Genomic DNA, 12371 nt, shown 5'->3' on the forward strand with positions numbered 1-12371 from the left:
TGTTCAGTTTTCAAAGATCTACTTGGTTGCTTTTGACAACTTTTATATCATATCAAGGATTTCGTTAATTGTCAAGATTTTTTTTAATTAATTAACTGGTCACATTTGAATTAGTTGTTTACTACTGAGGCAACGTTTATTACTTTACCAAGAATAATGACCTTCGTCAAGCCTTTATTTAAATTAAATCTAAAAATATTGATGTAATCGTATACATCTGTACTTTTAATTACTTTATAGGTCTTAAATAAAAAAATAATTTCAAAAATAGACTATTAATCCTGATTTTTGAAATTATTTTTTATTTAATGTTCAACTAATAGTTGCTGCATTTGTAGTGTTTGCGCCTGATTTATTTCATCATACAACTTATTAGCAAGTTGCTCGTTAATTATTCCTGCTATATATTGTGTTTGAACATAATTATATTCTAATTGAAATGCTTGAATAAATAAATCTACTGATATTTTTTCATTCTCTTCGTAATCTCTACGAAAGTGTCTTTGTCGATCTTCGATAAATCTTTCAACATTCTGAATATCATCTAGTTGTCCATGTGCATTAGCCAAACGTTCTTTTGTTAAATCATGTAAATATTGTTCAATTACTTCATGCAATTGATTCTCCAAGTCCCATAATAATGATCGGAAATCATTGTGTATTTGCATTTTTTCTATATTATCTTTAGCCCATTGTTTCCTGGCCTTACTTCTCTGTCCACGAGTTATTTGCCCATGGCTAATATGCCACGCTTCATGCCTAACCTGATGTTCTACTGATCGAATGATTCGATTAACACTTAATCGTTGTCCACCATAATCTGTATCCAAAATTTTTCTGTACGTACTGAGTACTCGGGCAGGATAAATTTCTTTTATCTCATTACTATTTAAAAATTCATCTTCAATTTCATTAATTTTTTTAAATAATTCTTGATGTTTATCATACCCTTGAATATCATTAAACCCTTTTTGTGATTGTAATTGTTGAATCACCGCGTATCTCACATCGTTAGATTGAATACGTTCTGTTAAATGTAAACTAGCGTAATCAATCATTTGTATTCGTGAAAAATTTAATTCTTCTTTATTAAATGATAACTTTTTAGCTAGTAAGATTTTAGGCAACACTAATGCTGGTGTTATCATACTTAATAATATGACAGTAGTTGCAATGATTAAAATTTCTTCTCGATACGGAAAAGCCCGTCCATTTATTAACATTGGTAATGAAAATGCCATTGATAACGTGATTGTTCCGTGTACCCCACTCAACCCAAAAACAAATGCATTTTTTCGTCTTTTTTTTGATTTTGAAGGACCGAAAAAGGCAGCAATATGTGGTTCTTTTCCAATTAATGCCCAAGTGTATCGGATACCAATCATGACTACATAGATTATCAAACCCAGACTCAACAACTCAAACGACTGACTCGTTCCAAGTTTAATCAGTGCCCGGAAAATTTCAGGTAAACTAATTCCCAATAAAATAAATACAATACTGTTAAGCATTGCGGTCAACGTATCCCATATTGTTGACGAAACTAACTGGACACGTGTTGCAGTTAATTTTAAACGCTCGGATTCAATATTATGAACAATCCCTGCAGTTACAACAGCAATAATTCCCGATGTCCCTAGACTTTCCGCCAATAAATAAACAATAAATGGTGTTAACAACGCAATTGGAATAATCGTTAATTCTGGTGAAGTTACCCTCTTATTAAAATACGTTCTAACGATAACTAAGATTCCACCTGCCATAACCCCAACTACAATACCACCAACTGCAACAAAAATAAATTGAAATAATCCGCTATAGATGGAAAATGTTCCTTTTTCCATCACAGATAATGCCAAATTTAACATCACTAATCCACTTGCATCGTTAAATAATGATTCGTATTCTAAGGCAGTATTAACCCCTGAATCAAGTTTTGATGCTGATGTTAAGGATTTTACTGCTATGGCGTCAGTTGGTGTCACAATCGCAGCTAGTGCTATTGCAAGTGGCAATGTCCATCGAACTTCTAATCGATTCGCTAACAACCCTACTATTACAACTGTAATAAGCGCTAAAACTACTGATAATAAAAGTATCGCATGAAAATTTTTACGGATCCCCCTAACAGATGTTTTTTGCCCATCATTAAACATAAGTGGTGCAATAATGAATAACATAAAATATTCTGGTTCTAATTCGAAATTAGCCATGACTGGTACTAATGACAACAACAGACCAATTACAATAAGAATAAAAGCATCTGGTATTTTAGGAAGAATTTCGTGAATTACATTTGAAATAATAATCCCCGCCACAAGAAAAGCTATTACATAAAATAGTGCCATTATGCGTTAACGCGTCCTAACCAATATTTCTTTTTACCACGACGAATAATCACAAATTTGCCATCAAATTCTGTAGCAGGATCAATCATAAAATCTAAATCTTGAATTTTTTCACCATTAATACGAATAGCCCCGTTAGTGATATCTTCACGTGCTTGTCTTTTTGATGATTCAATTTTTGTATTTACTAATAACTCAACAATATTCTCTGGTTCTGCTGCTAATTCAACAGAAGGCATATTTTTAAACCCCTGTTCAATTTCACTCGTCGTTAATTCTTTCACTTCGCCTGAAAATAAAGCTGCAGAAATATGTTCGGCTTCAATTACAGCTTCTGGACTATGAACAAATTCTGTTACTTCTCGTGCTAAGCGGCGTTGTGCTTCACGTTTTTCTGGAGCTGTTTCAACTGATTTTTGGTATTCAGCAATCTCATCTGACGTTAAGAATGTGAAAAATTTCAAATATTTCACAACATCCCGGTCGTCTTGATTTAACCAAAATTGGTAGAATTCATATGGTGTTGTTTTTTCTGGATTTAACCAAACTGCGCCACCAGCTGTTTTACCAAATTTAGTACCATCAGCCTTAAGCATTAGTGGAATTGTTAGCCCATATGCCTTTGTGTCTGAACCTAGCTCTTTATGAATAAGATCAATTCCTGCAGTAATATTCCCCCATTGATCAGCCCCACCAATTTGTAATTGAACATCATGGTGCTTGTGTAAATGTAGGAAATCAACTGATTGTAAGATTTGGTATGTAAATTCCGTGAATGAGATACCAACTTCCAAACGACTTGCAACAACATCCTTTGCGAGCATGCTATTTACATTAAATAACTTACCGTAATCGCGTAAGAAATCAAGCAAGCTAATTTTTGATAACCAATCATAGTTATTTACAATTGAAATATTTGAATCTTGTCCAAATAATTTGGTCATCTGTGCAGTGAGAGCTTGCTCATTATGATGAACTTGGTCCATCGATTGCAGCACACGTTCAGATTTTTTACCACTTGGATCACCAATTGAACCTGTACCACCACCAATAATGATGTATGGATGATGTCCTGCTAATTGAAATCTTTTCAACATCATAAATGGAATTAAGTGTCCGATATGCATACTATCCCCTGTTGGATCAACCCCACAGTATAAGCCAATTGATTTTTCAGACGTTAGTTCACGTAACCCATCTTCGTCTGTCGTTTGATTAATTGCGTCGCGCCATTCTAGTTCGTCAATAATATTCATTTCTGTTTCCTCCTATATAATATAAGTATAAAAAAATCCCTGATATCTAAAAAAGATATCAGGGACGAATTAATTTCCGCGTTACCACCCAAGTTATTATCTACATAATATAGTAGCTAATCGCTCAATCATCGTTAACGAGATGAATCGTTGTTAGCTCCATAGCGTACTTCACTCATCGATAATTCCTGATTTCCAGCGACCACCAGGTTTCTTTAAAATTGATCGATAAATTACTGAACTACTTCATCACTTATAGCTATAATATACGTAAATAAAGTCTAAATGTCAATTTTAACCATAAGAATATTAATACTATAAAAGAGTGTCTTGATTGCATTCTATTTCGTTATTCGATACAATTCACTTACAAATTAAAAGTAACTGGAAAGAAGAGGAATCCGATGACAGAAAAGAAAATGATGTCAGCCGTTGTAATTGATGAATTTGGCGGACAAGATAAACTTAAACAACGTGAAGTAGCTATGCCTGAAATGACGGCGGATCAAGTAATTGTTCAAGAAAAAGCAGCTGGAATTAATCCAATTGATTGGAAAACGCGTGAAGGCTTTTTACAAGGTATGCTTAACTGGCAATTTCCTATTATTTTAGGTTGGGATGTGTCGGGTGTTATCACAGAAGTAGGCGCTAACGTAACCGATTGGAAAATTGGTGATGAAGTCTTCGCACGCCCTGCCACGACTCGTTTTGGTACTTACGCCGAATATACTGCTGTTGATGCTAATTTGCTTGCACCAAAACCTAAAAATATTAGCTTTGAAGAAGCTGCTGCTGTTCCTTTAGCTGGTTTAACTGCATGGCAAGCCCTTTTTGATCATGGTCATTTAGAAAAAGGTGAAAAAGTCTTTATTCATGCTGGTTCAGGTGGCGTTGGCTCTTTCGCTATTCAACTTGCTAAATCAGTTGGTGCTTACGTTATTACCACAACTAGCTCGAAGAATATTGATTTTGTTAAAGGACTTGGCGCTGACCAAGTCATTGATTACCATGAAACTGATTTTGCGGAAATCTTAAAAGATATCGACCTTGTAGTTGATACAATCGGTGGTGACGCACAAGAAAAATCAGTTAATATCTTAAAACATGGCACAGGTCGTTTAGTTGCTATTACTGGGATGGATTCTGAAAAAACAGCAGGTCTTGCTGAAGCAAGAAATGTGACTTTTGATTCAATTTGGTTGGACCCAAATGGTGAAGAATTAACTAAATTAGCTGATATGCTTGAAGATGGCACTATAAAAGTGACCTTAGATTCAGTTCATGAATTCTCTGCAGAAGGTGTAGCAGAAGCTCACGATCGTAGTGAATCTCATCATGCACTTGGTAAAATTATCGTTCGTTTTAAATAAAACCCTATTTAGGTAGTTCAGACTTTTTTGTCTGAACTACCTTTTTTAATTACTAAAAGTAAGTGCTTTCACTGGTGTTAATTCATTGGTAGATTTATACTATCCTTGTAGAATAAAATTTTTCAAGAAGGAGATTTACTATTATGCCAAAAAAAATTAATGCATCAGATGCCATGCTCAAAGTTTTAGAAGATTGGGGCGTTAAAACCGTCTATGGGTTGCCAGGTGGTTCATTTGATTCAACAATGAATGCACTACATAATCGTAAAAATACAATTAATTATGTACAAGTTCGTCATGAAGAAGTCGGCGCACTCGCAGCAGTTGGTGAAGCTAAAGTAACTGGAAAATTAGGTGTTACTTTTGGTTCCGCTGGTCCCGGTGCTGTCCATCTATTAAACGGACTTTACGATGCTAAATATGATGGTGTTCCTGTTCTTGCCTTAGTCGGCCAAGTTGGTACACAAGTGATGAATACAAATTACTTCCAAGAAATGAATGAAAATCCAATGTTTGAGGATGTTTCTATTTATAACAGAACAGCTACTACACCCGAAAACTTACCCATTGTTGTTGATGAAGCTATCCGTCAAGCCTACAAATATAATGGCGTCGCAGTTGTCACAATTCCGACCGATTTAGGTTGGCAAGAAATCGATGACACCTTTGTTTCAACAGCCGCAACACACCAAGAACCTCTTTATCCGATGCCTCGTGATAAACAAATTCAAGATGCCTTAGATATTTTAACAACAGCTAAGACACCAATTATTTATGCTGGGAAAGGTGTTCGTGGCGCTGGAAAAGAATTAATTGAATTATCTGAAAAATTATCATTACCAATCGCAACAACTGCGCTTGCTAAAACAATTATTCCTGATGATTACAAAGCATACATGGGTTCTGCTGGACGAGTTGCTGGCAAACCCGGCGTTGACCTTCTTCGTGGCGCTGATGCTGTTCTTTTCATTGGATCTGATTTTCCATTTGGTGAATATTTCTTTTCTCCAGATGCTAAATTTATTCAGGTCGATATTGATTCTGAAAAATTAGGTAAACGTCATTCAGTTGATGTCCCTATTTTAGCCGATGGTAAGGAAACTTTAATCGCATTAAATAAGGCCGTTAAAACACCAGTTGCACCAACAAAATGGTACAAAGCTGCCATCGCTAACAAAGAAAACTGGATTAAATGGATTGATAGCTTTACTGAAGATGACAGTAAACCACTTCGTTTTGAACCAGTTTTCAATGAAATTAATAAAATTAAAGATGACGATGCAATTTTCCAAATTGATGTTGGTAATGTAACGATTGAAGCAATGCGTTTCTTACGTCTTGGTGAGAAAAATAAATTTACAACATCCGCATGGTACGCAACGATGGGGTATGCACTACCCGCAGCAATTGGGGCTCACTCTGCCTTTCCAGACCGTCAAGTTTTCTCAATTTCTGGTGACGGTGGTTGGACGATGGTCATGCAAGATGTCTTAACACAAGTTAAATACAACATGCCTATCATCAACGTTGTCTTAAGCAATCAGGAACTTGGATTCATCCGCGCTGAACAAGATGATAAACAACAACCACACTCAGGTATTGATTTAATTGATGCTGATTGGGGCGCAATTGCCAACGACATGGGAGCTAAAGGGTATACCGTCCGGACATTAGCAGAATTAAAAACTGCTTTTGCTGAAGCTAAAGGTTCAAAAGTGCCTGTTGTTATCGATGTTAAAGTAACTTCTGACCGTCCACTTCCTGTTGAACAGCTCATTATTGATCCTAAAACACAAGATCCAGATGCTGTTAAAGCTTTTGTTAAAGAATACCAAGCAGAGGGTTTAATTCCATTTCGAGAAATCCTTGAAAATCAAGATTAAATAGTTTTTATTTAATTGATGTATCTTAGCTTAATTAAGTTAAAATACATTTTTTATAGAACAAAAAAAGATATAAAGAGAACCCTTGGGATTGAATTTCATTTCAATCCCAAGGGTTCTCTTTATATACCTCTTCTTATTTCACAATTTTATCAATTTTTGCTAATTCTTCTGGTGCAAAATCCAAATGCTCTAATGCCTTTAAATTATCCTTTAATTGACTCACACGACTAGCACCAATAATAACCGACGAAACAGAATTATCTTTCAAATCCCAAGATAGCGCCATTTCAGCCAATGTCTGGTTGCGATTTTTTGCAATTTCATTTAATTCACGAACCTTTTTAAGTGTTGATTCAACTCTCTCAGTAGACAAGGTATCAAATCGTTTCACTCTAGAATCGTCTGGAATACCATTCAAGTAACGATCAGTCAATAACCCTTGTGCTAAAGGACTAAAAGCAACTGTTCCTATCTGCTCTTGTTTTAAAACATCTTTTAATCCATCTTCTATCCAACGATCTAATAAATTATATCTAGGTTGGTGGACAACGATAGGTGTATTTTTAGCTTTTAGTAATTGAATCATCTTTTCAGCTTCTGGTGCCCGATAATTTGAAATTCCAATATATAAGGCTTTACCTTGGCGAACGAGTAAATCCAAAGCTTCAGCTGTTTCTTCCAACGGTGTATCTGGATCTGGACGATGGTGATAGAAAATATCAACATAATCTAGCTGCATACGTTGTAATGATTGATCCATACTGGCAAACAAGTTTTTCTTTGAACCCCATTCGCCATAAGGACCTGGCCACATATAGTAACCTGCCTTCGTCGAAATAACCATTTCATCCCGGTAGGCACTTAAATCTTCACGTAAAATGCGCCCAAAATTCTTCTCGGCAGCACCATCACCGTAATTATTTGCCAAATCAAAATAAGTAATTCCATTATCAAATGCTGTTTCAATAATATCTTTTTGCGTTGCTAAAGGTGTCTCATCCCCAAAGTTCTTCCATAAGCCTAAGGCAATAGCAGAAACTTTTAATCCACTATTACCGAGGCGATTATAAATCATTTTATCATAACGTTTTTCATTTGCTTGATACATTAACTATCTCCTCCTAAACTAATTACAAATTATATTATAGCGCTTTCACGTCTGCTGGACAATCATTTAATGTTACTTAAAATTCGCTTATCTTATTAATTTGTGCCACTATTATTAGGTAACTGAAGGAGTTGAGTCCATGTTTAAAAAAATAAACGATTATATAAATGTCCATTATATTAAAACATTCATCTTAACGTTAGCTATTGCAACCATAGTTAGAGTCATTGTTGCATTTTTCATAAATAAACACTTTTTGAATGTAGAATTTATTATTGCCGCGATTACGATTGTTATAATTTCACTTTTAATCAGACAAGACCTCAAGAAATAATTAGGTAAGCAAAAATACTGACTCGATACTTTTGACAAAGTACGGAGCCAGTATTTATTTAATTCATGTCCCACTTTTAAATAATTAGTCTTCAAAAACATCTTTTGCAATATTAAATGCAGACCAAGCTTTAGGCCAACCAACGTAGAAAGATAAATGTGTGATAATTTCAGCAATTTCTTCCTTCGTAATTCCATTTGTTTTGCCAATTGCCATATGTGCTGGCAATTGTTCAAAGTTACCACCTGAAATCAAAGCTGAAATTGTTATAATACTGCGTTGATGTGCTGGTAATTCACTTTCACGTGACCAAACTTCACCAAATAAAACATCATCATTTAATTCTGCAAATTTAGGTGCAAATTCGCCTAAGTTATCGCGACCTGCTGTTTGTTTCTTTACCATAATATAATATCCTCCTATTAATCTTTTAATTTACCGTACGTTTCGTCATCAACAGCTTCTAACCATTCAGGTGTCCCTGCTGTAATAGCAACATGTGAGAACCAACTATCTTTTGTAGCACCGTGCCAATGTTTAATCCCGTCTTTTGTGACAACAACATCACCAGCTTTTAAACGTCGTGCTTGTTGACCTTCTTCTTGGTACCAACCTTCACCGGCAGTGACCAATAATAGTTGGTAACCGTCGTGATGGATGTGCCAATTATTACGTGTTCCAGGTTCAAAACTAACATTTCCAACACCAACGTTTATATCTGGATCCGCCACTAACATGTCTAAATAACTTTGACCAACAAAGAAATCTTTATATGCTTCATTTTTTTCACCTATTGGAAAAAGACCGTTTTTAATTTGTTCCTCATTCATTATAATTACCTCACTTTATTTTATACGGTTAACCTAGCGTTAATCGTATATCGCGAATTGTTCTAGATACTTTTCAAAACTAATATCTTCTGACACTTCGTTTCCATTTGTTCTGTGTGAAACTTTTCTGTCATACCAATCAATTTTATGAGAAATAATTTCAATATTATGCTGTAATTCTACCATTTCAGACAGTGCATTTTCTTTTACCTTGCTGAGCATCTCGCGTCGTTCTTTAATGGTTGCATCACCTTGTGCTCGTAGTTCAACGTATTTAATTATTTCATTAATCCGCATCCCTGTCCCTTTAAGATGAAGCAAAAATCCTACCCATTTAATATCATGTTCCGTGTAATAACGTAAGCCTGCCGAATTACGGTGAGGCTTAATTAAGCCTTCTTTTTCATAGTAACGCAATGTAAAACTTGATAACCCAACTAATTTAGCAAACTCACCAATTTTATATTGTTGCTCATTAGTCATTCAATCGCCTCCTTCAATAGTTTCTATTAAAACACTTAGAGTTGACTCTAAGTCAAGCTTTTCTACATATTATTTTTAATATTAAGGCTTACTCCATCCATCAATTCAGACCGTTCCTACACTAAAATTTAATTCCAACATTTTAAAACAAAATCTTTGCTTAATAATTTTCATTCATGTAGAGTTACATCGAAATAGTTACCATTTCCAGATATATTACATATAAAATAAGAAGAAATGAGGGTTAGCTTTTGTTAGATTTCAAACACATAAACAAAACATTCAAAACAGTTACCGTATTAAACGACTTAAACTTACATATTGATACAGGGGAACTTTTTGTTCTTGTTGGCCCTAGTGGTAGTGGTAAAACGACAACTTTAAAAATGATTAATCGATTAATTGAGCCCACCTCGGGTACTATTAACTTTGAAAATCAAAATATTGATCAGATTCCGTTACATACTTTACGTTCACAGATTGGCTATGTCTTACAGCAGATTGCTTTATTTCCTAATATGACAGTTGCTGAAAATATCAGCTTATTACCAGAATTACAAAAATGGCCTAAAAACAAACAAAGAGAACGTGTCGATGCCTTATTAACACGTGTTGGTTTACCGCCTGAAGCATATCGTAAGAGAATGCCTAGCGATTTATCCGGTGGCGAGCAACAACGAATTGGTATTTTACGAGCAATTGCAACTAAACCAAAATTAATTTTAATGGACGAACCATTTAGTGCGCTGGATCCTATCTCAAAAAAAACATTACAAGATATCGTCATCGATTTACATGAGGAACTACACAATACCATTATTTTCATTACGCATGATATGTCTGAAGCTCTTCGCCTCGGAACTCGTGTTGGTGTTATGCATGATGGCAATCTCATTCAAGTTGGTACCCCTGACGAAATTAGAAATGCACCAAAAAATGATTTTATTTCAGAGTTTTTTGGGTTAGACGTATCCAACACGCAATTTAATTTAGCTGAAATGATTCAAAAATCATTTAGTCTTCCAATTGATGAACTCGCTAATAATCACGTCACCTCAACTCAAACAACATTTAAAGAACTCATATCTCTACTTTCTAAATATACAATTATAAATGTTAAAGATAACGACCAGAATCTCATTGGTGCAGTTGATGCCCAATGCTTAATTCGTTATGGTGCAAGCATGTCTGATAGCGAGGTGGATGACCAATGGCAAATTTAATAACAACTTTTAAAATGCACCGTGCTGATTTATGGACCGCTATTCTTCAACATCTACAGATATCATTAATTTCATTGCTGATTGCAACCATCATTGCCGTCTTTTTAGCAATTTGGTTAGCACAGCATAAAAGAGCAGCAGAAATTATGTTGCAAATTACCAGTGTTTTACAGACAATTCCTTCACTCGCGCTGCTAGGGCTATTAATTCCACTAGTCGGAATTGGAACACTACCTTCAATTATCGCATTAGTTGTTTATGCTTTACTGCCCATTTTTCAGAACACATATGCAGGTTTAACTGGTATTGATCCATCATTAGAAGAAGCCGCAACTGCATTTGGTATGACACGTGCGCAAAAACTTATTCGATTTGAATTACCCTTAGCTATGCCACTAATTATTTCAGGCATTCGTATTGCGCTTGTTCTAATTATTGGAACCGCAACACTAGCTGCTTTAATTGGTGCTGGCGGGTTAGGAACATTTATTTTGCTGGGAATTGATAGAAATGATATGAGCTTGATTATTATTGGCGCGTTGAGTTCTATTATTCTAGCTATTGTTTTCAGTGTTTTAATCCGGCAATTGCAGAATTTAAAGATAAAAACAATTACCATTATATTAATTACTTTAGGATTCCTATTTGCTGTTGGTGCCACAATCAATACTTTCACACATCAGAAAAAAGAATTAGTCATTGCTGGTAAAATGGGGGCAGAACCTGAAATTCTAATTAATATGTATAAAGATTTAATTCAAGAAGACGACGCCAATATCAAGGTTACTTTAAAACCAAATTTTGGTAAAACGAGTTTTCTATACTCTGCATTAAAATCTAATTCAATCGATATTTACCCAGAATTTTCAGGTACGGTACTTGAAGAGTTAGTAAAATCACCACTCAAAAGTACAAATGAAAATAAAGCCTACCAGCAAGCAAAAACCGAAATTAAAGTTAAATCAGATTTAGATTATTTAAATCCGATGGCTTATCAAAACACCTATGCTGTCGCTGTCACTAAAGACTTTGCAACTAAATACCATCTATCAAAAATTTCTGATTTATCACGAGTATCTTCAAAAATAAAGGCAGGCTTTACGCTTGAGTTTCTAAACCGTGATGATGGTTACAAAGGGTTACAAAGCAAGTATCATTTGTCATTTAACACTAAATCTTTTGAACCAGCACTTCGCTATCAAGCCATTGTGAATGGTAATGTAAATTTAGTTGATGCCTATTCAACTGATAGTCAGCTCGTCAAATATAATTTGGTCACATTAAAAGATGACAAGTCTTTATTCCCACCTTATCAAGGCGCCCCACTTGTTGCAAAGGGCATCTCACAAAAATATCCATCCATCAAAAAAAGTTTAAATAAATTAACCGGAAAAATTTCTGATACAGATATGCAAAAAATGAATTATCTAGTTGATGTTAAAAATGTCCCAGCAAGTACCGTCGCACACGACTACTTAACAAAGCAACATCTTTTAGACTAAATAAAAAGTTTGGAATCTCGCTAACCTCATG

At 34.9% G+C, this 12371-nt stretch carries 10 protein-coding genes and 1 other annotated feature; of the genes, 4 read left to right on the forward strand and 6 right to left on the reverse strand.

The features are described 5' to 3' along the window. Window positions 1–305 precede the first annotated feature (305 nt). Entirely contained in the window at window positions 306–2348 is a 2043-nt protein-coding gene (locus AC1RP1_RS00005; RefSeq protein WP_481761136.1) for a cation:proton antiporter, read from the reverse strand. Further along, the gene (gene tyrS, locus AC1RP1_RS00010; RefSeq protein WP_481761135.1) at window positions 2348–3604 is read right to left on the reverse strand and encodes a tyrosine--tRNA ligase; all 1257 of its coding nucleotides are present in this window, start codon (window positions 3602–3604) and stop codon (window positions 2348–2350) included. Before tyrS ends, AC1RP1_RS00005 begins: the two co-directional genes overlap by 1 nt. A gap of 57 nt (window positions 3605–3661) precedes the next feature. Beyond that, window positions 3662–3863 (reverse strand) — a binding site (T-box leader). Between the two features lie 163 nt (window positions 3864–4026). On the opposite strand from tyrS, the gene AC1RP1_RS00015 reads away from it, so the two are divergent. Further along, window positions 4027–4974 carry an NADP-dependent oxidoreductase gene (locus AC1RP1_RS00015; RefSeq protein WP_481761149.1) on the forward strand — a complete coding sequence of 316 codons (948 nt, stop codon included), beginning with the start codon at window positions 4027–4029 and terminating at the stop codon, window positions 4972–4974. Between the two features lie 143 nt (window positions 4975–5117). After that, window positions 5118–6857 carry a pyruvate oxidase gene (gene spxB, locus AC1RP1_RS00020; RefSeq protein ID WP_481761134.1) on the forward strand — a complete coding sequence of 580 codons (1740 nt, stop codon included), beginning with the start codon at window positions 5118–5120 and terminating at the stop codon, window positions 6855–6857. A gap of 136 nt (window positions 6858–6993) precedes the next feature. Here spxB and AC1RP1_RS00025 read toward each other — a convergent pair whose 3' ends face one another. The 4 genes from AC1RP1_RS00025 to AC1RP1_RS00040 form a co-directional block, all read right to left on the reverse strand. Continuing rightward, window positions 6994–7968 (reverse strand): aldo/keto reductase, encoded by a 975-nt coding sequence (locus AC1RP1_RS00025; protein WP_481761133.1) that lies wholly within the window; start codon window positions 7966–7968, stop codon window positions 6994–6996. Between the two features lie 418 nt (window positions 7969–8386). Then, window positions 8387–8707 (reverse strand): carboxymuconolactone decarboxylase family protein, encoded by a 321-nt coding sequence (locus AC1RP1_RS00030; RefSeq protein ID WP_481761132.1) that lies wholly within the window; start codon window positions 8705–8707, stop codon window positions 8387–8389. 17 nt (window positions 8708–8724) lie between these two features. Next, window positions 8725–9132, reverse strand: a complete 408-nt coding sequence (locus tag AC1RP1_RS00035; protein ID WP_481761131.1) for a cupin domain-containing protein — start codon at window positions 9130–9132, stop codon at window positions 8725–8727. Between the two features lie 39 nt (window positions 9133–9171). After that, window positions 9172–9615 carry a MerR family transcriptional regulator gene (locus AC1RP1_RS00040; protein WP_481761130.1) on the reverse strand — a complete coding sequence of 148 codons (444 nt, stop codon included), beginning with the start codon at window positions 9613–9615 and terminating at the stop codon, window positions 9172–9174. A gap of 251 nt (window positions 9616–9866) precedes the next feature. On the opposite strand from AC1RP1_RS00040, the gene AC1RP1_RS00045 reads away from it, so the two are divergent. Both AC1RP1_RS00045 and AC1RP1_RS00050 read left to right on the forward strand, forming a co-directional pair. Continuing rightward, the gene (locus AC1RP1_RS00045) at window positions 9867–10838 is read left to right on the forward strand and encodes an ABC transporter ATP-binding protein (RefSeq protein ID WP_481761129.1); all 972 of its coding nucleotides are present in this window, start codon (window positions 9867–9869) and stop codon (window positions 10836–10838) included. After that, window positions 10826–12340 (forward strand): ABC transporter permease/substrate-binding protein, encoded by a 1515-nt coding sequence (locus tag AC1RP1_RS00050; protein WP_481761128.1) that lies wholly within the window; start codon window positions 10826–10828, stop codon window positions 12338–12340. The genes AC1RP1_RS00045 and AC1RP1_RS00050 overlap by 13 nt, the downstream gene beginning before the upstream one ends. Window positions 12341–12371: the final 31 nt, after the last annotated feature.

It is taken from the genome of Dellaglioa sp. CoH-56-MRSF-13, from assembly GCF_056782095.1.

What these genes read in the sequence shown, in the direction of transcription:
- AC1RP1_RS00005 (WP_481761136.1), bottom strand. Translation starts at nt 2,348, where the DNA reads ATGGCACTATTTTATGTAATAGCTTTTCTTGTGGCGGGGATTATTATT.
- tyrS (WP_481761135.1), bottom strand. Translation starts at nt 3,604, where the DNA reads ATGAATATTATTGACGAACTAGAATGGCGCGACGCAATTAATCAAACG.
- AC1RP1_RS00015 (WP_481761149.1), top strand. Translation starts at nt 4,027, where the DNA reads ATGTCAGCCGTTGTAATTGATGAATTTGGCGGACAAGATAAACTTAAA.
- spxB (WP_481761134.1), top strand. Translation starts at nt 5,118, where the DNA reads ATGCCAAAAAAAATTAATGCATCAGATGCCATGCTCAAAGTTTTAGAA.
- AC1RP1_RS00025 (WP_481761133.1), bottom strand. Translation starts at nt 7,968, where the DNA reads ATGTATCAAGCAAATGAAAAACGTTATGATAAAATGATTTATAATCGC.
- AC1RP1_RS00030 (WP_481761132.1), bottom strand. Translation starts at nt 8,707, where the DNA reads ATGGTAAAGAAACAAACAGCAGGTCGCGATAACTTAGGCGAATTTGCA.
- AC1RP1_RS00035 (WP_481761131.1), bottom strand. Translation starts at nt 9,132, where the DNA reads ATGAATGAGGAACAAATTAAAAACGGTCTTTTTCCAATAGGTGAAAAA.
- AC1RP1_RS00040 (WP_481761130.1), bottom strand. Translation starts at nt 9,615, where the DNA reads ATGACTAATGAGCAACAATATAAAATTGGTGAGTTTGCTAAATTAGTT.
- AC1RP1_RS00050 (WP_481761128.1), top strand. Translation starts at nt 10,826, where the DNA reads ATGGCAAATTTAATAACAACTTTTAAAATGCACCGTGCTGATTTATGG.